Raw genomic sequence first — 19715 nt, 5'->3', positions numbered from 1 at the left:
TTTATAAAAGCTTTCAGCTCTGATCGGGTAACGTTTTTCCTATGAATTCCAGATCTCCCACGATTTTTCGGCCTGGTACACCAGCATGGAGTAACCGTTCCGGGTTCTGGCGCCCCGGTCTTTCCCTCTTTTCATAAAAAGGGTTTCTTCGGGGTTGTACACCAGGTCATACAGGAAATGAGCCGGGGTCAGTAAGGTATAATCCAGCTCAGGGGCCGTGTCTGTCCTGGGAAACGTACCTAATGGTGTGCAGTTGATGATGAGGGTATGGTTTTCCAGCAGGGTATTGGCGGTTTCGTACGATATCCTGTCGTCACCGGCAGACCGCGATACCAGCTTATGCGGGATCCCCATATCTTCCAGGGCCACCCGGATGGCACGTGCCGCACCACCGTTGCCCAGCACCAGCGCATTTTCGGGGGTGTTCCCGTCCAGGAATTCCTCCAGCGAACGCCGGAAACCGTAATAATCGCTGTTGTAGCCTTTGAGGCGCTTATCTTCTTCTACCCTGATCACATTAACGGCACCTATGCGTTTTGCTGCAGGGTCAATTTCAGAAAGGTAGGGCAGTACATTCAGCTTATGCGGAATGGTCACATTCAGCCCTTTCAGGCCCTCAGTTTCTGCAATGATGCCGGGTAAGGCACTGATGTCTTCTATTTCAAAGAGGTCGTACCGGTGTGTATCCGAGAGTCCCTCTTCTTCAAATTTCCCGGTAAAATACCGTTTGGAGAAAGAGTGGGAGAGGGGAAACCCGATGAGGCCGAATCTTTTTTTTGCTGTCTGCATGCTTACTTTTTCCCGAACTTCACTTTGATGAACCCAATGATCATAGGAAGAACGGAGATAAAGATAATACTTAAAACCACTTTTTCAAAGTTGGCTTTCACCCATTCGTTGGTTCCGAGGAAATACCCCAGCAGGGTAATGCTGCTTACCCATACAGCGGCCCCGATAATGCAGAAAAGGATATACCGCGGATAGCGCATGCTACCGGCACCGGCCACAAAAGGGGCTACCGTACGGATGATCGGCATAAAGCGGGCAAGAATAACCGCTATGCCTCCGTGCCTGGCGTAAAATTCTTCCGTTTGTTCAATGTATTCCCGTTTCAGGAACAGGATTTTCTCCCTCGATTTAATGTAATGCCCGAAGCGGCTGCCCACAAAATAATTGATGTTGTCGCCCAGGAGCGCAGCACCGATCAGCAGGGGAATGACCAGGGCAATATCCAGCTGCCCGGTGGAGGCGGCCAGGAGCCCTACGGCGAAAAGCAGCGAATCGCCGGGCAGAAGCGGCATGATGATCAGGCCGGTTTCTACAAATATTACCAGGAAAAGCAGCGCATAGGTGAGCTTGTCGTACTCGGCCAGGAATTGTTGTAATACAGTCAGCGGATCTTTTAAAAAATCAATGATGAAATGAATCAGCTCCATGCCTTAGTCGTCTTGTTTTAATCGTTCGTCCTGGAAGTATTTGCCCAGCTTGTATTTTTGTTTGATGTCTTCGGGAAGGAAGGAAGCAAACGTATCGCTCCGCAACCCGAGCCGGGTGGTTTCCAGGGCAATGGCTTCCTCGGGTGCTATATTGCCCAGGTTTACATTCGGACCGATCAGCTTGACAAAATAGACCTGCTGAGGCCTTTGCGGGGCCTCCCAGATGATATTTTCGGCAGAAATGGCATTGATGATCTCGTCAACCAGCCCCTGCCGTACTTCGCCTGAGCTCCGGTAAAGGCCGATATTACCGCTTTCACGCGCTTCACCGATCACCTTCCAGGAGCCTGCCTGCAGCTCGCTGCGCATCAGGTTTATCCATTTGTAGGGGGCAAAGATCTTCTCGGCGTCTTTTGAGCCTACTTCTGAAAGCACTTTCCCGCGTGAAGCCAGCCGGGCAATATAATTGCACTTTTCTTCGTGGGGAAGGGTGATGGAGCCGTCAGATACCTCGGCATATTCCAGCCCGAATTTATCTAAAATCCTGAGGTAATCTTCAAACTGGTTCCTGACCACAAAGGCCTCAAAAAGAGTTCCGCCAAAATATACAGGGATACGGTGTGCGTGATACAGGTCAATCTTTTCCTTGAGATTTTCCGTTATATAGGAGGTGGCCCATCCCAGTTTAATGATATCCACAAAACGGGAGGCTTTCGAGAGAAAGTTCTCTGCCTCTCCGAGGCTGAGGCCTTTGTCCATTACCATGGTCAGGCCGTTATTACGGGGCTGGGAAGTCCGCTCCGGTATATGCGATAAAGAATAATTCATCCGCTAATGATTGAAGCCGCAAAAGTACGAAATACTACGGGTTTTCTGTTAAAAATAGCTAAAAAATAAGGGCCGGATTCCGGTTTCGGTTCGTTGAATTATAGTAATATTAAGATATATTTGTACCTCTTTGCAAAAATTCCGGATTTGAGATTATACCGTTTTATGGTGTTGGTTCTGTGGTTGGCCGGTAGCAATGCCGTAGCTTCCGGAAATCCTGTTTACCGGGTGAGAAGCATCCGGGTAGAAGGCAATAAGATCACCCGGACCGCCATTATTGAGCGAGAAGTGGTCTTTAAGAAAGGGGACGAGATTTTACAGGACCAGCTTGAGGAGAAGCTGGAGCTCACCCGCTCGAACATCATCAATACCCACCTTTTCCTGGAAGCCTCGGTAGGGTTTACGGCCGATTCGCTGGGCATGCTGGATGTAACCATCCGGGTAAAGGAACGCTGGTACTGGTCGGTTCTGCCTTTCCTGGTGCTGAGCGACCGCAGCTTTAACGAATGGTGGTATGAGCATGGCAGAGACCTCCGCCGGCTGACATACGGCGTGAACCTTACCCAGTACAACTTTACGGGGAACGCCGATATTTTTTACGCGGGCGTGCACCTGGGCTTTGCGCCTTATTACCAGCTGGCCTATTCGCGGCCTTATATTGATAAGCAGAAACGGTTCGGCGTTTCGGGGCGTGTGTTTTATACCTCACGCCGGAACCTGGCTTACCGCACCTGGAACGATAAGCTTTCTTTTATCAGCTCTGACAGCATCAGCCTGCGGCGGTACGGGGCTTCTGCCGACTTCCGGTACCGGCAGGGGTACAATTATTTTCATACGTGGTTCCTGGGGGTTTCGAAAAATCACGTGGCCGATACGGTGGTACGGGCCAACCCGGAGTATTTCGGCGGAGGCAGAAACGATCAGCTCCTGGTGAATGCGGGCTATGAGTACCGGGCCGACTTCCGGGATGTACGGCAATACCCGCTGAAGGGTAGCTTCTTTGCCGCGGGTATCAGCCATTTTTTCGTACCCGGAGGAAAAGACCAGACCAACCTGCTGCTCACCTGGAACCGGTATATTCCTCTTGCTGAGAAGTGGTTCCTGGAGATAGGGTTACGGGGTAAAGCCTCACTGCCCCGCCGGCAGAGCTATTTTCTGGTGAGCGGACTGGGCTACGGCGGGAATATAGCCCGCGGGTATGAGCTCTACGTGATTGACGGCCAGTATTTTGCACTGAACCGCAATACCCTGAAAGTACGGGCTTTTGAACGGAAGTTTGACATGAGCCGCCTGATCTGGAAAAAAGAATTTGCCATTATTCCCGTAAGCGTATATCCGAACGTATACCTGGATTACGCCTATGTGCGAAATTTTAATCCCGAAAGAAGCAATTCCAACCTGGGCAATACGCACCTGCCGGGGGGTGGAGTGGGCCTGGATATCGTTACTTTTTATAACATTAACCTCCGGACCTACTATTCGGTGAACCGGATGGGGGAACGGAAATTGTTTTTCACCGTAGGACGGGAGTTCTGACCATTCAGCCTGCTATTCTTCCGTTTGATTATTTAGGGGAATGATAAGCCGGGGTAAGATGTTATTTTTGCAAAAGAATTTAAATTGGATAATTATGCTTCAGTTTTTTAAATATGTGCTGGCCACGATAGTGGGTCTTTTCCTGTTTGCCGTTTTATCTTTTGTGGTCATGCTGGGCATCGGCTCCATGGTTTCCGGGGGAGATTCGGTGACCACGGTGAAGGAAAAATCAGTGCTGAAGCTGAATTTTGACAGCCGGTTTACGGAATTAGCGGTTCCGGGAGACACCTTTTCGGAAATATTCGGTAACCCGATTCAGAACATCGGCCTGAACGAGTTCAAGAGTGCCGTTGCCAACGCAGCGCTCGATCCCAATATCAAAGGCATCAGCATCACCATGAACAACCCGCTCCTGGGCTTCGGGGAAATGGAGGAAGTAAGAACGGCGTTGAAAGACTTCCGGAAAACGGGTAAATTTATTTATACCTACAGCGATTACCTGTCGGAGAAGGCCGTGCTGATAGCTGCCCTGGCCGACAGCTCCTTTATTCACCCGATGGGTTCTGCCGAATTTAACGGCTTATCCAGCGAAGTGACCTTTGTGAAAGGAACATTGGATAAGCTGGGCATTGAACCCCTGGTGTTCCGGGTAGGCGAGTTTAAAAGTGCGGTAGAGCCTTATATCCGTACCGATATGAGCGCCGAAAGCCGCGAGCAGACCGGCAAATATACCGGCTCTGTGGCCCGTACCATTTACAGCGCTTTTGCGGAAGACAAGAAAATGACGAAAGAAGAGGTGGATCGTATCCTGAACAAGGCCTCCATGCTTTCGGCCGATGAAAGCACTCAGAACAGGCTGGTATCGGCCAAAGCGTATGCCGATGAGTATGAAAGTGCCCTTCGCCGGAAACTGGGAATAAAAGAAAATGCCAAAATTGCATACGTGGGACTCGGAGCTTACGGTAAAGCAAAGAAATACGTAAAAGCCGGCAGTATTGAAAATAAGATAACGGTGATCGTATCAGAAGGCGAAATTGTGCAGGGAAAGAGCAGTGACGGGATCATTGGCTCAGACGATTTCGTGAAGGAGATCCGCCGGGCACGCAATGACAAAAAAGTGAAAGCCGTTGTACTGAGGATCAACTCGCCGGGCGGTAGCGCCATGGCTTCTGACATCATGTGGCGTGAGATTCAGCTGACCCGGAAAGAAAAACCGGTGATTGCTTCTATGAGCGACCTGGCCGCCTCAGGCGGGTATTATATGGCCATGGGATGCGATACCATCGTAGCGCACCCCGCTACCATTACAGGCTCGATAGGCATTTTCGGCCTGATGATGAACACCCAGAAGCTGATGAACGATAAGCTGGGAATTACTTTTGACGGGGTGAAGACCCATGAATTTGCCGATTCGCCTTCTACCACCCGCAGGATGTCGGATGCTGAAAAGCAAACTATCCAGAATATGGTGAATGACGGCTACGAGACCTTTACTTCAAAAGCGGCCCGGGGAAGAAAAATGAGTATCGAGAAACTGAAGTCGATCGCCGGCGGGCGCGTATGGACAGGCGAACAGGCCAAAGAGCTGGGCCTGGTAGATGTGCTGGGCGGACTGGATGAAGCCATAGCCATTGCTGCCGGAAAAGTGAACCTCAAAGCAGGTGATTTCCAGGTAAAATATTACCCTTACCCCAAATCAGACCTGGACCGGCTGATGGAACGCCTCACCAAAAAAGAAGAAGATGCCCGTGTAGCGGCTTACCTGGGCGAGTATGCCCCTGTTTACCGGCAGCTGCTTTCACTGAAAAGTATGGATAAGATCCAGGCGAGAATGATGTTTATACCCGAGTTTAAATGACAGAAGCGGCCTGAAATGGTGTTTTCGTCAGGTTGTCTTCAGCAAATGGTCAGCCTGGCGAAAACTTAACTTTACGAAAGCGCAACTTTGCACAAGTACCTCCATCACAGAAACCCTCCCTTTTAACCGTTCTTCATTTTCCCTGACCATTGATGTACTTTGTATTGCATAGTACCATGTGACCCATTAATTTTGAAGCATAAAACAAAAGCAAATTATGAAAAAGCTATTTAGAATAAAAGGAGAAGGTTCGATGTTAGGGGGTGTATGTGCCGGTCTTGCCGAGTATTTCGATATTGACGTGACCATCATCCGGTTATTGTTCGTAATTGCCCTGGTGACACCGGTTCCGGCATTTATTCCTTACCTGGTCATGTGGATCATCATGCCGGTGAAGAATACGGCGGTTCACTCGCTTACGGTTTAAGAACCTGAGCACCGATAACGCTTATTTAAGGGTTTTCGCAGATGATAGGGGCTGCGTTTACCGCTTAAATCAGCGTTATCGGCGTTTTTAAAGCATGCTGACTCAATCTGCCGCTTCATTTTGAACATCTGCGTCCTGTTTTTTGTTAATCTTTCAATATTACCTGTATATTATCGTTTCTTTATTATTCTGTTATCCGGCAGATTTAGCTGAAAATGAAAAAGATATTGCTTATTGTGTGCATCCCCCTGGCGACTTTCGCGAGGGTTCCTGATCACCTGGATGTAAAAACCCCTCCCAAAAGAATTATAAGAACCTGCTGCTCGTTTGGTGTAGACGTGAAGGTTTCTGTATTGTCGTTCCTGAAAGTAACGGATATTACGTCGGTGGCCGATCTCGGCGATCATACTTTCCTGGGCAGCAAACAGGAGAAGAACGGTATTATTTATACCCGTAACGGTGGCTTTATCGACATGGGCCACCTGAGAGATATAGCCGATTATACGGCCTACCTGTTCGGACTTATCCGGGAAAACCGTGAGCAGGGCCTTACCGACTTCCGGCTGGGCAAAGAGGGCGGGCTGAAGAAGCTTTCCGTGAAAATTCCGGAGAGCTTCACCGATGAAGATATAGCGCGGCTGGCCGGGAAAATTGCCTACGACCTTTCGGTATGGCACGAAATTTCTACCTGGTACGGAGCTTCGTATATTCCCCTGGTTCCTGAAAGGTATTCCAGCTTTTCGGTAGAAGACGCCTATTCCAACCTGCTCGGGGTACACCTTAGTATAAAATCACTGCTCAGCGATAAGGATTATGAGAGCGAAATGACCCGCAATATCCGCGAAACACTGGAAGAGCTGGACGCGGTATCTACGGTAGAAGAAACGCGCCAGGCCATGAACGACGTGAAAGATATCTGGTGGTCAGGTACGGCTAAATTGCCCAGCCGGAAAGTGCTGATCAAAAGACAGTTTGAAATCCTGGGGCGGGTTTCCCCGCTGGTGGTAGACAGCGACCTCAAAGGAGAAAGCCAATATGAGCTGCTGGTACCTGAAAAGGCCTCTGACGGCAAAGACTTTACGGAATATTATACACTGGAAATCAAGGCCGGTTTCAAGATCCCGGTAAAAAAAGTGTTTGGCGAGGGTTTCCGTGACCGGCTGATCACCCAGGACGATTTCCCGGCCCTTATCCAGTACGGGGAATATATCGCTACTTCACAAGAGCATCACGCCGCAATTCATTCGGCGTCAGCTGCCCGGTAACAGGTGACGGCGTGCTGGTCAAGAAAGTTCAGCACGGCCTGAACATGCGCACACCAGCCCAGGTTGATGAACTGGTTTTCTTCTACGGTAACCCCGTTTTTCTGAAGGGTGGGCGAAAAGCCCAACGGCAGGTGCCGGGTCATAGACTGTATGCCCCATACGTGGCCGGCGGTATCAAAGACCGGGCCGCCGCTTTGCCCGCGTAAGCCCGGCGAGCTGGTTTCTATCCAGAGAATCTCGTTAGAGGCATCCGGCCCCGTGACTCCGCCTGAAATGATCCGGGTGACCATGCCTTCGTACGGGAACCGGGGAATAGGGAACAGGCCCGGGTCGTACCGGAAGATGTTTTCCGTGAACGTAGCCTGTATGTCATAAAACGGGAAACCCAGCTTACAGAGCGACCGGCCGGCCTTTACAGAACCCGGTGCGATAAACCGGGGGTACTCCCTGACAGAAGCCGGGTCAAAATTTTCAATTTTCCCGATAGCCAGGTCGTTTTCCGGAAGTACAAAAAACTCGTGAACGCGATGGTGATCCGCACCGAACCACAGCGAATGGTTCAGGATCCATTTGGGGTTCAGCACGGTTGCTTCGCCCTGTATATATTCGTTGTATTCTTTCAGATGTGCCTGGTGAAGCGAGGTCTCTCCGATAATATGGGCAGCCGTCAGCATCCAACCTTCTTCATTGAGAATAATAAAGCTGCCCAGGCTGCTGCTGATGCTTCCGTCCTGGTATTTGTTGGAAATGATCAGCGGAAAAGTAAAAGCGGAGGCTTTTTCTATGGCTTTGACAAACATATATGGGAATTAGGATTGACAATATTGGGATTGACGATTTTTACAAATATATTGGGTTGCAGGCATGTATGGTGTGGGATTATCAAAATTTTAAATGTAAATTTGAGGTACAGGCAGTTAGTGAGCCGGGAAAAACTCATTACTCGGAACTCATTACTCGGAACTCACTACTCGGAACTCACTACTCGGAACTAATATACAGATGAACAAGAAATTATTCAGAACCAAAGGACCCGAAGCCATGCTTCTGGGCGTGTGCGGAGGATTGGCCAAGTACCTGGACGCCGATCCTACCATTATCCGGATCGCGATGACGCTGCTGACCATATTCAGTTTCGGCGGGCTGATCCTGGCCTATTTTATAATGGCCATTATTATGCCGCAGGAAGCCTGAACCTGTATACCGGCAGGCATATTTCCGGATCGTCTAGAACAACGAGAAGCGCTTACCGGGGATATCGCAGTGTACAGTGTAGATCAGGTAGCTTAAAGTTACCGAAAGGTGAAAATACTTGTCGTTCTGCTGGGTGTTGGGATAAAAGAAGAAGTCGCTCTGCCGGGGATCGGTGATCAGGTTTTGGGTGGAATAGGCGTTCTGTCCCCGGGCGCCGTCAAGCCCGTCAAACATACTTCCGTTTCGTTTGTTGAGGAATACCCGGGTAGAAAACTCGGCTGTCAGGTTAATGCGGGGCGTAAGTATTTTTTTTATGCCTATGCCAAAAGGCACGATGTCATTACCGCCCCTCTGGTTGGTGCGAACGGCCTTGTTGGCTCCTACCGCATACACCCTTTTCATATTTTTGCTTTTCCCGTAGCCACCGAACAGGTAGGGGGTCCAGTCGTGCTCATAGCGCCCGTCATGGGTACGGAAATTCAGAAAGTTGTATTCCACCTGCACGGCATAGTCGAGTACGGTATTCCGGAAAGAAAAATTACGTTCCCGCTGAAAGGGATCTCCCGAGCGGCTGTCGTCTCCTTTGATAAGGCCATACATCACATTGGCCCTGGCCGAGATAACCCGGTTAAAATTATACCGCAGCATAAGATTGCCGGCAGCACCGGGGTTCAGGGGGCGAAACCGGGGCTGCAGGTCACCCTTGTAAAAAGTAGGCCCTCCGCCACCGCCGAATTCCACTTTCTGGGCATAGGCAGCTACCGGTATAAACGCCAGGAAAAGTATGCCGTATACCGTTTTCATTGTGTTATAGGAGGACATTTGACCCGGCTGGTAATGATGTAGTTGAGGGTGATCTGGGTAACAATGTAGCCGTCTTTCAGCTTCCCTTCCGATGCCCGCTGGCCCGTTTTGGAAACTACTACAGGTGCATAGGCGGTAGGGGTTACACTGGGAGAATGCCCGCTTCCGAGGGCTTTCCTGAAATCTTCTACACGTGATTTCCCGGTAAGGGCATAATAATCTTCATCGGCCCGGTACGAGAATTCCCCGTTGGTATAAGGCCCGGTGCTCACATCATCCAGGAAGTCGCTGAAGGTAAACCGGAAGCTGCCCTCCAGTGAAAGTATCCAGTTCTGGTTGAGCTTGGTGGTGATGCCCAGCGCCAGCGGGAAAACGGGTACAATAGACGAATATACTTTGGTTTGCCCTTCATTCAGCTGGCTTCTCAGCGACTGCCAGGGCTGTACATATACTTTTCCGTTCGGGTCAAAGCGGATGTTCCCGTTGTTGTCCTGGATGCTGGCCCTTGCTTTCGGGTCATTGCTGGTAATGCCTATGCCGATACCCACGTAGGGGGTCCATTGCAGGGGAGAATTCCGGGTTTTCTTTTCCTCCATCGGGCGGAAATTGTAAAGGCCCATAACGGTGAATTCCATGAGGTCGTTCCGGAAATGAAGGTTACGGAGCCGCGCAGTGCGGACAGCCGGTTTGGAGTCGGCCAGGTTCCACCCGTAGGTAGCGTCATTGCCGAAAATGCGGGCATAGGTAATGGCGGCGCGGGCAGAAACCCTCGGGTTAAAATGAATCTGGTAGTTGAGGGTCCCGTTCCAGCGAACGTTGGAGTAGAGGCCGTAATAAAATGACCGGTAAGGCGAAAGATCTCCGTAATAATGGGTAGAACCACCGCCTATGCCTACGGTAGAGTAACTATCCTTACTTTTTTTAAACAGATCACTTAATTGTCCGAAAGCAAAATGAGCAGGTAGGAAAGCGATAGCTATTGTAATAAAGTAAATTTTATTCTTTAGCATTTTTCAGTCATTGATTAAAAAGCCTCTTCCTGTTTAAACGAGACGGAAGTGCTTTTATTGATTTTATTAAATTCTATTTCTTACATCTTCTCCCCATTTCAGTTTATTCCTGAGCGTAGACAGAAAGCTTGTGCCGTCAATTTTCAGGAGCTTGGCTTTAAAATTTTCGAGGCTTACGGTAATTTCTCCCATCTCGTCGCCCACTATCCGGGCACGTGAATCCATGGAAACGAGGTAATTGTTACTCCGGCTTTCCACTTTCAGGGTGATTTTGCTTTTGCCCGAAACAATAATGGGTCTTACAAAGAGGTTATGCGGACAGATGGGCGTTATGATAAAGTCGTTGGAAATGGGCATAACCAGCGGGCCGCCGCAGCTGAGGTTATAGCCGGTAGACCCCGTGGGGGTGGCCACCATCAGGCCGTCAGCCCAGTAGCTGTTTAAAAATTCCCCGTCAATATAGGTATGAATGACGATCATAGATGAGGTATCGGTCTTGGAAATTGCTATTTCATTCAGGGCAAAATCCATGCCGGCCGCAAAAATGGGCTGCCGGGCATCGGCTCTCAGCATGATCCTTTCGTCAACGGTATATTCTTTACGGAGGATTTTCGAGAGGGTTTCACGGATATTCTTCGGCGCGATGTCGGTCAGGAAACCCAGCCGGCCGAAATTAATGCCCAGCACGGGGGTCTCGTTGTGGGCCACCATGCCCAGGGTTTCCAGGAAGGCCCCGTCACCGCCGAGGCTGAGGGCTACATCAATATCGCAGAGCTCTTCTTTTTCGCGGAAGAGCTGGCTGCTGTCATAGCGGATATTACTTTCGTTCAGCAGGTCAGCGAAGGTGCCGGATATCTGGTAGAAAACCCCGTTGGCATCCAGCTCCCGGAAAATCTCCTGGATATCTTCTGTTGAATCCTGCTTAAAAGGCCTGCCATGAATAGCAAATTTCATATATCGTATCTTTTAAATGCTGAGGTATTTCATCAACATTTCGAACCGGTCTTTCTCCAGGTTATTGACAGGCTCTGAGCTGTGATAAGAGATCACCTCGTAGCCGAATCTGCCCAGTGCGCTGATGACAGCACTGATATGCGTAATGTCGAGTTTGAGCGAGAGAACCATGTCGTTGTTTATATCGTGCGTTATAAACAGGCTGATGATCTTCCCCGATTCGCCTTCAATTATTCTTGCTATTTCTGCCAGCGAGTAGTCTTTCCCTTTCAGGTTGATTTCCAGCAGGCCGCCGGCCTCGTGCAGGGCAAAGTGACGGATAAAGCGTTCGTAAAGTTCTGTTTTTTCAATAACCCCCATGAACTCTCCGTCGGCGTTGAGCAGGGGTAGCAGCATGATCTGCGCAGCGGCAGCCTTCCTGACGGCTTCGGTCAGCGGGTCATTCTCCAGGATGATCTCTTCTGCCGGCAGGGGCTGGATGTCGGTGAGCCGGTCATCGCTGTCGTAGTTCAGAAGGAGATCTTCCGAGAAGAAACCTTCAAAAGACCGGTCGATGACATACGGTAAATGATTGGTTTTAAAGTCGCTGAAAAGCAAGAGCGCATCATCCACCGTATCGGATGGTCTTAACACCGGGATATTTGGGTTAATGTATGATTTCATCCTCAATAACGGGGCCGTATAAATATAACGTCAGGCAGCAACGAAAAATTGTTCTGTAAATATGCATCAAAATTATAAGAAAAACCTAACGATCAGGCAGGATTTTGCCCTAAAAAGCCGGCAATCTGCTTTTCACAGTCGGCTACCACATCTTCAGGAGTCCTGCCGGCCGGTTCTACCGGGTCAAGGGTGGTCCATGACATGGCGGTGAAAGAGCTCAGGGGAAAAAGACCTTTCGGGTTGAAGCGGCCGGTATTCCGGACAGCGACAGGCACCACCAGCGCTCCCGGGCATTTTTTCAGCAGGGTGGCCACCCCGCCTACGGCAAAAGGCTTCAGCCGGCCCGTTCTTGAGCGGGTACCTTCCGGGAAGATCACCGCTGAAAAATGGTTCTCGCTGATGTGTTTCGCAAACCGGAGGATCTCTGTAATGGCCTGCTTGGGGTCATGGCGGTCAATAAGGGCCGCCTGGCCTACCCGCAGGTTATAGGAGATGCCGGGAATGCCCCTCGCCAGCTCTTTTTTCGATACGAACTTCGGGGTATATTTTCGCAGGAACCAGATAATCCCCGGGATATCAAACATGCTTTGGTGATTGGAGATAAAAATGACGGTTCTGCCGGTAGGAATGGCGACCTTTTGTGAAAATGATACGGTAGAGCCGGTCATATACAGGCCTGCAACGATAAAGAGGTTAAAAATCTCTACCGATTTCTGATGTGCGCGGGGACCAAAAATACGATACGCGATCACCTGCACCCCGTGAAAGATGATCATCAGGAGGCCGAAATACAACAAATAGAGGCTTCCCAGGATATAATCAACAACTTTCTTCACCTATTGATTTTTTTACAAAGTTAGGTCATTCAGTGAATATTTTTCCAATAGATTTTTCAGGGTTCTGGTGAAATAATGTATATTTCAGTAATTTTGCACCAAAAACAGCCTTATAAGTACATGGATCCGTCGAGAATAGAAGTAATGAGACACTTTGGAAAGGAAATGGATGCCCTTTCCATGGAATTTCTGAACCCTATTGATTCTAACTGGCAGCCTTCTGATTTCCTGCCCGACTCTACCCGTGAAGATTTCATTGAAGAGTTGAAAGAGCTCCGCGAAGCCTGCCGGGAACTGCCGTACGATTACCTGGCCGTGCTGGTAGGCGACTGCATTACCGAAGAGGCCCTGCCTACCTATACCTCCTGGCTGATGTGCGTGGAGGGAATAAAGCAGGTAGACGAACCCGATTCGGGCTGGGTGAAATGGGTACGCTGGTGGACGGCCGAGGAAAACCGCCACGGTGATCTGCTGAACAAATACCTGTATCTTTCCGGGCGGATCAACATGCGCGAAATGGAGACTTCTACCCAGTGGCTGCTGGCCGACGGTTTTGATATTGGTACCGACGATGACCCGTACCGGAACTTTATATATACGTCGTTCCAGGAGCTGGCCACCAACATTTCTCACCGCAGGACCGCTACCCTGGCCAAGAAATTCGGTAACGGCCACCTGTCGAAGATCTGCGGGAAAATAGCGTCTGACGAAATGCGGCATGCCAAAGCCTACAAAACATTTATTTCGAAATTTTTTGAAGTGGATGCCTCGGGAGTCATGCTGGCTTTTGAAGATATGATGCGCAAGAAAATTGTTATGCCGGCGCATTTCCTGAGAGAAACCGGCGAAAAGATCGGTGAGGTGTTTTCTCACTTCTCCGATTCGGCCCAGCGCCTGGGGGTATACACCACCATAGATTATATTGAAATTCTCGAAAGTCTTCTGAACGACTGGAAAATTGATAAAATTACCGGGCTGAATTCTTCGGCCGAGCGTGCCCGCGACTACCTGCTGGGGCTGCCCGGGCGTTTGAGAAGAATTGCCGACAGAACCCGGATACCTCAACTGGAATACGAATTTAAGTGGATTTCCCGGTAGTGATAAAACAGTGGCTGATGAAACCGCACCTGGCTATAGTAGCTACGGTGGGGGTTTGTATATTGTTATTTGCGCCTGCGTCTGATCTCCCCGACAATACCCCTACGTGGATCAACGATAAAGTAGCCCACGGTACCGTGTTTGCCGGCCTGGGCTTTCTCTGGATGCAGTATTTTCAGAAAAGCCGCCGGGTGATCCTGGTGCTGCTTGCCTTCGCTTTTTTTACGGAAATTGTGCAATACCTGCTCCCGGCTTCTTTTTTACGTTCTTTTGATCTGAAAGATATCCTGGCAGATATGGCAGGTATGCTGGTAGGTTTGGGGGCAAGTGTGGTTTTCGACCGGGTAATGCCTGACAGGAAATAAGATTACTTGTTAATAAAAATGACCCCGACAGGGGTCAAATGTTTATAGCAACAGGCATAAAACAAAACCTATGCGACCCTGAAGGGGTGGAATCTGAAACGGGGTGATATCCTATAAACATTTAACCCCTTCGGGGTCGGAAATTGGTTATCTCACCTGTATGCTCAGCTCCTTCAGCTGCTCTTCGTGAAGGGTGGAAGGCGAGTCGATCATTACATCACGGCCGCTGTTATTTTTAGGGAAGGCAATGAAATCACGGATGGAGTCTGCCCCTCCGAAAATAGAGCACAGGCGGTCAAATCCGAAAGCCAGGCCGGCGTGCGGCGGGGCACCGTATTCAAATGCCTCCATCAGGAAGCCAAACTGCTTTTTCGCTTCTTCCGGCGTGAATCCCAGTATTTCAAACATTTTGCCCTGCAGTTCCTTTTGAAAGATCCTGACCGATCCGCCACCTACTTCGGTACCGTTAATCACCATGTCATAGGCGTTGGCTCTTACGCTACCGGGATCGGTTTCCAGCAGGGAAAGATCTTCGGGCTTGGGCGCCGTAAACGGATGGTGCATGGCAAACCAGCGCTGCTCTTCCTCGCCGTATTCCAGCAGCGGGAAGTCAAGCACCCACAATACTTTGAATTCATCGGGCTTTCTCAGGCCCAGGCGGCTGCCCATTTCCAGGCGCAGCTCATTCAGCTGCTTCCGGGCTTTGTCTTTCCGGCCCGAAATCACCAGGATCAGGTCGCCGGCTTTGGCGCCGAACCGGTCGGCAATGGCTTTCAGGTCGCTTTCCGAATAGAATTTATCTACAGAAGATTTCAGGGTTCCGTCTTCGTTTAAACGGATGTATACCAGTCCCTTGGCACCGATTTGCGGTCTTTTGACCCAATCGGTCAGCTCATCCAGCTGCTTGCGGGTATACCCGGCACAGCCTTCGGCATTGATGCCCACCACCAGCTCGGCTTCGTCAAATACCTGGAAGCCTTTGTTTTGCACCAGGTCATTGAGCTCGGTAAACGGCATGCCGAAACGGGTGTCCGGCTTATCGGAGCCGTAATATTTCATGGCGTCGGCATAAGTCATGCGCGGTACCTCGGCCAGGTCTATGCCTTTTACGGTTTTGAACAGGTGACGGATCAGCCCTTCAAACATGTTGAGCACGTCTTCCTGCTTCACAAACGACATCTCGCAGTCGATCTGCGTGAATTCAGGCTGGCGGTCGGCGCGCAGGTCCTCGTCACGGAAACATTTTACAATCTGGTAATAGCGGTCAAAGCCCGACACCATCAGCAGCTGCTTAAAGGTCTGGGGCGACTGCGGAAGGGCGTAAAACTCACCCGGGTTCATGCGGCTGGGCACCACGAAGTCGCGGGCACCCTCCGGGGTTGATTTGATCAGTACCGGGGTTTCCACTTCGATGAATTCCTGGGAGTCGAGGTAAAGGCGGGTCTGCTGAGCCACTTTGTGCCGCAACACCAGGTTTTGCCGTACGGTATTTCTCCTGAGGTCGAGGTAACGGAACTTCATCCGGAGCTCGTCGCCGCCGTCGGTGTCGTCTTCGATCAGGAACGGCGGCAGCTTGGCCGGGTTAAGTATTTCGAGGCCGGTTACGTTGATCTCTATGTCGCCCGTTTCTATTTTATCATTCTTGGAAAGTCTTTCCTGTACGGTTCCTGTAGCAGAAATCACGTACTCGCGGCCCAGTGAGCGTACGCGTGCAATAACTTCAGGGGCCGTTTTCCCTTCTTCAAAGATGAGCTGTGTAATACCGTACCGGTCGCGGAGGTCTACCCAGATCATGCCGCCTTTATCGCGCACTTTCTGTACCCAGCCGCAAAGGGTAACGGTATGGTTTACGTCTGACAGCCGGAGCTGCCCGCAGGTATGAGTTCTTAACATTCGGGATAATTGATAAAATAAGCCGCAAATTTAAGGAATTCTTCTTTATCCTATCCTTTCAGTCTTTTGAAAATGACCCTTTCACCTGAAAAACATTAAAAGACAATGTATTATTTGAGGTTCGCCTTTTTATTAGTTGCTTAATTTTATATTTTTGCAGTCCCTTTTTCACCTAAACATTTGGAAGAGATCAGTCTGAACAATTTACCGAAGCATATTGCCGTTATTATGGACGGTAACGGAAGATGGGCAAAGAGCAGAGGTGCTTTGCGTATTTTCGGCCATCAGAACGGCATTAAGGCGGTCCGGGAAACGGTGGAAGCCTGTGCAGAACTGGGAGTAGGATATTTAACTTTATATACTTTTTCTACGGAAAACTGGGGACGGCCCAAGATGGAAGTAGATGGGATTATGGACCTTTTAGTAAAAACCATTGGTGATGAGGTGCCCCGCCTTCATAAGAACAACGTGCAGTTGAAGTGCATCGGTGATATGGATGCGCTTCCTGAAAAGGCCCGGAGAAATATGGAGAAAGGGATAGATACCACAAAAAATAATACCGGCCTGGTGCTCAATATTGCATTGAGCTACAGCGGTAAGTGGGATATTATTCAGGCCACCAGGAAACTGGCTTCCGCAGTGAAGTCGGGAGAGATGACCCCGGAGGAAATTGATGAAGAACAATTCAGCCGCCTTCTTTCCACCTACCCGGCCCCTGAAGTGGATCTGCTGATCCGCACCGGGGGAGATCACCGGATCAGCAATTACCTTCTTTGGCAGTCTGCGTATGCCGAACTTTTATTTTTAGATGTATTGTGGCCCGACTTCCGGAAAAGCCATTTGCTCGATGCAGTACGCGCTTTTCAAACCCGGGACAGGCGTTTCGGTAAAACCCATGATTAATTTTCAGATGATTTCAAGACTTTTCGCTATTTTCCTTCTTATTGGTTTTACCCTTACTGCCCATGCGCAGCGGATAGGTGTGGGGCGGCAGCCCGGTGCTCCAACGCCGGCCCAGGAGTCGAAGCTGGTAGATTATGCCCACCCCAAAGAATACATTATCGGCGGGATAACCGTGACCGGGGTAAAGTACCTCGATCAGAATACCCTGATCTCCGTTTCAGGTCTGAATGTCAATGACAAGATCGAAATTCCCGGAGAACGTATCTCTACCGCCATTAAACGGCTGATGCAGCAAGGTATCCTGGAAGATGTGGCGATCAATATTACAAAGATCGAAGACAATAAGATTTTCCTGGAGCTGGAGCTGCGTGAAAGGCCCCGCCTGAACAAAATTGTGCTGAACGGCATCAAAAGCGGGCAGCGCGAAACCCTGGAAGACAAAATCAAGACCTACAAGGGGAAGGTGATCACCGAGGCCATGGTCAAGAATATGCAGAATATCATCAGGCGGCATTTCCTTGACAAGGGCTTCCTGAATACCACTGTACAGGCGCAGCAGGTGAATGATACCATCCGTACCAGCACGGCCCAGCTGATTTTTAACATTGATAAAGGCAGGAAGACCAAGATCGACGAGATTCAGCTGACCGGCCTGCACGAAGTTCCGAAGTGGCGGGCGCTGTCTAAGATGAAAGGAACCAAAGAAAGGGCTCCGCTGCGCATATTTACGCCTTCAAAATTCAGGGAGAAGAAATACAAAGAAGATAAAGAGAAGCTGGTTGCTTTCCTGAATAAAAACGGTTACCGGAACGCCAGCATCGATAAAGACTCGGTTTACCGCAAGCCTAACGGCCACGTAGGCATTGTCATGGAAGTGACCGAAGGGCAGCGTTTTTATTACCGGAACATCACCTGGTCAGGTAACTACGTCAGGAATACCGATACCCTGAACATGATCCTGGGTATTGAAAAGGGCGACGTATATAACCCGGAAGACCTTCAGAAACGCCTGAGCGGAAAGCCAACCGGGGGTGACGTGAGCTCGTACTACCAGGATGACGGCTACCTGTATTTCAACATTGAACCGGTAGAAACCGCTGTAGTGGGCGACTCTATCGATATCGAACTGCGTATCCGGGAAGGGAAGCAGGCTACTATTTCCAAGATCATACTGAACGGGAACACGAAAACCAGTGACCACGTGGTGTTCAGGGAGATCCTGACCAAGCCGGGACAGAAATTCAGCCGTTCAGATTTGGTGGAAACCGTTCAGGGGCTGTCGAGGCTGGGGTATTTTGACCCGCAGAAGATTGATCCCAAGCCGGTTCCGCAGGCTGACGGTACGGTGAATATTGAATATACGGTAGAAGAGAAATCGAGTGATAATATTGAGCTGTCGGGAGGGTATTCGGCCATGCAGGGTATCATAGGTACCTTTGGGGTGGTATTCAATAACTTCTCTATCCGCAAGATCTTTGATTTCAAGGAATACAAGCCGCTGCCTAAGGGTGACGGACAGAAATTCTCTATACGCCTGCAGGCCAACGGCGGCTTCCAGAACTATTCCCTTTCTTTCTCAGAACCCTGGCTGGGCGGTAAAAAACCGAACTCGCTGTCGGTATCTCTCTGGCATTCTGTGCAGGATCTGGGCAAGATGTATGACCGTATGCGGCGGTATTATGCCAACTCGGCCTACGCAGACTATTATAACAGCCTGTACAGCAGCGCGTATTACAACGGATACTTCAAAAATACGGGTCTCTCGCTGTCGTTTGGTAAGCGTCTGAACTGGCCTGACCGGAACTTTAACTTCAGTTCCAGCTTGTCGTACCAGTTCTATGATGTGAAAGACAGCTGGTATCTCCGTGGTTTCAGTAACGGTGTGGCGCATGACGTGTCGCTGGGCTTTAACATTTCACGCTACAGCCTGGATAACCCGCAGTTTACCCGTACGGGCTCCAATATTTCACTCAGCGGTACCTTTAACCCGCCTTATTCGGGCCTGGGCATAGAAACCAAAGCCGACAGGATGTTCATTGAAGGCCATAAGTGGATGTTTGACCTGAACTGGTTCACACCGGTGGTAGGCAAGTTTGTATTCATGGCCAAGGCCAATATGGGCTTCCTCGGAAGATACAACACGCACACGGCCTACAGTCCGTTCGGACGCTTTGTGCTGGGAGGTGCCGGTATGGGTATGCAAAACAGCAACAGTATCGGTATTGAGCTGATCGGTTTGAGAGGTTACGAAGAGGGCATCGTATATGAGCCTACCTATTCAGAAGCTTCCGAAGTGCTGGGCCAGAGCAGCTATACCCGCCAGGGCGGTATTATATACAATAAATATGCCCTTGAATTACGTTATCCTGTATCGCTGAGTGCCCAGGCTACCATTTACCTGCTGACTTTTGCTGAAGCCGGTAACAGCTGGGGAAGTTACAAAGACTTTAACCCCTTCAAGATCAGGCGCTCAGCCGGTGTGGGAGCACGGGTGTTTATGGCGGCCTTCGGTTTGCTGGGAATTGATTACGGTTATGCGTTTGACCCGATCCCCGGTTTGCCTAACCAGGGCAGGAAGTCCTTTACCTTCAGTATAGGTCAGCAGATACGGTAAAGATTGTTAATAGTTGTTAATTGAATAAACC

The 19715-nt window shown here is 49.9% G+C and carries 19 protein-coding genes; 9 read left to right on the top strand and 10 right to left on the bottom strand.

The window, feature by feature from the left end:
- Positions 1 to 39: 39 nt before the first annotated feature.
- The 3 genes from AB2U10_RS00340 to AB2U10_RS00330 are packed head-to-tail and all read right to left on the bottom strand — an operon-like array spanning position 40 to position 2264.
- Entirely contained in the window at positions 40 to 789 is a 750-nt protein-coding gene (locus AB2U10_RS00340; RefSeq protein WP_367914388.1) for a shikimate dehydrogenase family protein, read from the bottom strand.
- Between the two features lie 2 nt (positions 790 to 791).
- A complete protein-coding gene (locus AB2U10_RS00335; protein ID WP_367914389.1) occupies positions 792 to 1436 on the bottom strand; it encodes a VTT domain-containing protein in 645 nt (214 codons plus the stop codon).
- A gap of 3 nt (positions 1437 to 1439) precedes the next feature.
- The gene (locus tag AB2U10_RS00330; protein WP_367914390.1) at positions 1440 to 2264 is read right to left on the bottom strand and encodes a phosphosulfolactate synthase; all 825 of its coding nucleotides are present in this window, start codon (positions 2262 to 2264) and stop codon (positions 1440 to 1442) included.
- A gap of 147 nt (positions 2265 to 2411) precedes the next feature.
- Between AB2U10_RS00330 and AB2U10_RS00325 the strand changes: the two genes are divergently transcribed.
- From AB2U10_RS00325 to AB2U10_RS00310, 4 genes are all read left to right on the top strand, one after another.
- Complete coding sequence (locus AB2U10_RS00325; RefSeq protein WP_367914391.1) at positions 2412 to 3800, top strand: POTRA domain-containing protein; 1389 nt, start codon at positions 2412 to 2414, stop codon at positions 3798 to 3800.
- A 94-nt stretch (positions 3801 to 3894) separates the two neighbouring features.
- Entirely contained in the window at positions 3895 to 5658 is a 1764-nt protein-coding gene (gene sppA, locus AB2U10_RS00320) for a signal peptide peptidase SppA (protein WP_367914392.1), read from the top strand.
- Positions 5659 to 5875: 217 nt separating this feature from the next.
- Entirely contained in the window at positions 5876 to 6085 is a 210-nt protein-coding gene (locus AB2U10_RS00315) for a PspC domain-containing protein (protein WP_367914393.1), read from the top strand.
- 215 nt (positions 6086 to 6300) lie between these two features.
- The gene (locus AB2U10_RS00310) at positions 6301 to 7350 is read left to right on the top strand and encodes a DUF4056 domain-containing protein (protein WP_367914394.1); all 1050 of its coding nucleotides are present in this window, start codon (positions 6301 to 6303) and stop codon (positions 7348 to 7350) included.
- On the opposite strand, the gene AB2U10_RS00305 is transcribed toward AB2U10_RS00310, so the two are convergent.
- A complete protein-coding gene (locus tag AB2U10_RS00305) occupies positions 7326 to 8150 on the bottom strand; it encodes a S1 family peptidase (RefSeq protein WP_367914395.1) in 825 nt (274 codons plus the stop codon). The two genes, AB2U10_RS00310 and AB2U10_RS00305, sit on opposite strands and share 25 nt — an antisense overlap.
- Positions 8151 to 8352: 202 nt before the next feature.
- Between AB2U10_RS00305 and AB2U10_RS00300 the strand changes: the two genes are divergently transcribed.
- A complete protein-coding gene (locus AB2U10_RS00300) occupies positions 8353 to 8544 on the top strand; it encodes a PspC domain-containing protein (protein WP_367914396.1) in 192 nt (63 codons plus the stop codon).
- Positions 8545 to 8577: 33 nt separating this feature from the next.
- Here the strand turns inward: AB2U10_RS00300 and porG are convergent, their stop codons facing one another.
- From porG to AB2U10_RS00275, 5 genes are all read right to left on the bottom strand, one after another.
- Positions 8578 to 9348: a type IX secretion system protein PorG gene (porG, locus tag AB2U10_RS00295; RefSeq protein WP_367914397.1), complete on the bottom strand. Its 771-nt coding sequence runs from the start codon at positions 9346 to 9348 to the stop codon at positions 8578 to 8580.
- Entirely contained in the window at positions 9345 to 10358 is a 1014-nt protein-coding gene (locus AB2U10_RS00290) for a DUF6089 family protein (RefSeq protein WP_367914398.1), read from the bottom strand. Before AB2U10_RS00290 ends, porG begins: the two co-directional genes overlap by 4 nt.
- 66 nt (positions 10359 to 10424) lie before the next feature.
- A complete protein-coding gene (locus AB2U10_RS00285; protein ID WP_367914399.1) occupies positions 10425 to 11312 on the bottom strand; it encodes an NAD kinase in 888 nt (295 codons plus the stop codon).
- 12 nt (positions 11313 to 11324) lie between these two features.
- The gene (locus tag AB2U10_RS00280; RefSeq protein WP_367914400.1) at positions 11325 to 11975 is read right to left on the bottom strand and encodes a CBS domain-containing protein; all 651 of its coding nucleotides are present in this window, start codon (positions 11973 to 11975) and stop codon (positions 11325 to 11327) included.
- Between the two features lie 92 nt (positions 11976 to 12067).
- Positions 12068 to 12811 carry a lysophospholipid acyltransferase family protein gene (locus AB2U10_RS00275; RefSeq protein ID WP_367914401.1) on the bottom strand — a complete coding sequence of 248 codons (744 nt, stop codon included), beginning with the start codon at positions 12809 to 12811 and terminating at the stop codon, positions 12068 to 12070.
- Between the two features lie 120 nt (positions 12812 to 12931).
- Between AB2U10_RS00275 and AB2U10_RS00270 the strand changes: the two genes are divergently transcribed.
- The gene (locus tag AB2U10_RS00270; RefSeq protein WP_367914402.1) at positions 12932 to 13909 is read left to right on the top strand and encodes an acyl-ACP desaturase; all 978 of its coding nucleotides are present in this window, start codon (positions 12932 to 12934) and stop codon (positions 13907 to 13909) included.
- A 17-nt stretch (positions 13910 to 13926) separates the two neighbouring features.
- Positions 13927 to 14274, top strand: coding sequence for a VanZ family protein (locus AB2U10_RS00265; RefSeq protein ID WP_367914403.1), 348 nt, complete (start codon positions 13927 to 13929; stop codon positions 14272 to 14274).
- Positions 14275 to 14421: 147 nt separating this feature from the next.
- On the opposite strand, the gene aspS is transcribed toward AB2U10_RS00265, so the two are convergent.
- Complete coding sequence (aspS, locus tag AB2U10_RS00260; RefSeq protein WP_367914404.1) at positions 14422 to 16167, bottom strand: aspartate--tRNA ligase; 1746 nt, start codon at positions 16165 to 16167, stop codon at positions 14422 to 14424.
- 180 nt (positions 16168 to 16347) lie between these two features.
- Here aspS and uppS point away from each other — a divergent pair, with 180 nt between their 5' ends.
- Together uppS and bamA are read left to right on the top strand one after the other, a co-directional pair.
- Positions 16348 to 17070: an undecaprenyl pyrophosphate synthase gene (gene uppS, locus AB2U10_RS00255; protein ID WP_367914405.1), complete on the top strand. Its 723-nt coding sequence runs from the start codon at positions 16348 to 16350 to the stop codon at positions 17068 to 17070.
- Complete coding sequence (gene bamA, locus AB2U10_RS00250; protein ID WP_367914406.1) at positions 17063 to 19684, top strand: outer membrane protein assembly factor BamA; 2622 nt, start codon at positions 17063 to 17065, stop codon at positions 19682 to 19684. The genes uppS and bamA overlap by 8 nt, the downstream gene beginning before the upstream one ends.
- The last annotated feature ends 31 nt before the right edge of the window (positions 19685 to 19715 follow it).

Source organism: Leadbetterella sp. DM7 (assembly GCF_040829825.2).
Taxonomy (GTDB): domain Bacteria; phylum Bacteroidota; class Bacteroidia; order Cytophagales; family Spirosomataceae; genus Leadbetterella.
This window is presented reverse-complemented; position numbering and strand designations above follow the sequence as displayed.

What these genes read in the sequence shown, in the direction of transcription:
- AB2U10_RS00340 (WP_367914388.1), bottom strand. Translation starts at nt 789, where the DNA reads ATGCAGACAGCAAAAAAAAGATTCGGCCTCATCGGGTTTCCCCTCTCC.
- AB2U10_RS00335 (WP_367914389.1), bottom strand. Translation starts at nt 1,436, where the DNA reads ATGGAGCTGATTCATTTCATCATTGATTTTTTAAAAGATCCGCTGACT.
- AB2U10_RS00330 (WP_367914390.1), bottom strand. Translation starts at nt 2,264, where the DNA reads ATGAATTATTCTTTATCGCATATACCGGAGCGGACTTCCCAGCCCCGT.
- sppA (WP_367914392.1), top strand. Translation starts at nt 3,895, where the DNA reads ATGCTTCAGTTTTTTAAATATGTGCTGGCCACGATAGTGGGTCTTTTC.
- AB2U10_RS00315 (WP_367914393.1), top strand. Translation starts at nt 5,876, where the DNA reads ATGAAAAAGCTATTTAGAATAAAAGGAGAAGGTTCGATGTTAGGGGGT.
- AB2U10_RS00310 (WP_367914394.1), top strand. Translation starts at nt 6,301, where the DNA reads ATGAAAAAGATATTGCTTATTGTGTGCATCCCCCTGGCGACTTTCGCG.
- AB2U10_RS00305 (WP_367914395.1), bottom strand. Translation starts at nt 8,150, where the DNA reads ATGTTTGTCAAAGCCATAGAAAAAGCCTCCGCTTTTACTTTTCCGCTG.
- AB2U10_RS00300 (WP_367914396.1), top strand. Translation starts at nt 8,353, where the DNA reads ATGAACAAGAAATTATTCAGAACCAAAGGACCCGAAGCCATGCTTCTG.
- porG (WP_367914397.1), bottom strand. Translation starts at nt 9,348, where the DNA reads ATGAAAACGGTATACGGCATACTTTTCCTGGCGTTTATACCGGTAGCT.
- AB2U10_RS00290 (WP_367914398.1), bottom strand. Translation starts at nt 10,358, where the DNA reads ATGCTAAAGAATAAAATTTACTTTATTACAATAGCTATCGCTTTCCTA.
- AB2U10_RS00285 (WP_367914399.1), bottom strand. Translation starts at nt 11,312, where the DNA reads ATGAAATTTGCTATTCATGGCAGGCCTTTTAAGCAGGATTCAACAGAA.
- AB2U10_RS00280 (WP_367914400.1), bottom strand. Translation starts at nt 11,975, where the DNA reads ATGAAATCATACATTAACCCAAATATCCCGGTGTTAAGACCATCCGAT.
- AB2U10_RS00270 (WP_367914402.1), top strand. Translation starts at nt 12,932, where the DNA reads ATGGATCCGTCGAGAATAGAAGTAATGAGACACTTTGGAAAGGAAATG.
- AB2U10_RS00265 (WP_367914403.1), top strand. Translation starts at nt 13,927, where the DNA reads ATGAAACCGCACCTGGCTATAGTAGCTACGGTGGGGGTTTGTATATTG.
- aspS (WP_367914404.1), bottom strand. Translation starts at nt 16,167, where the DNA reads ATGTTAAGAACTCATACCTGCGGGCAGCTCCGGCTGTCAGACGTAAAC.
- bamA (WP_367914406.1), top strand. Translation starts at nt 17,063, where the DNA reads ATGATTAATTTTCAGATGATTTCAAGACTTTTCGCTATTTTCCTTCTT.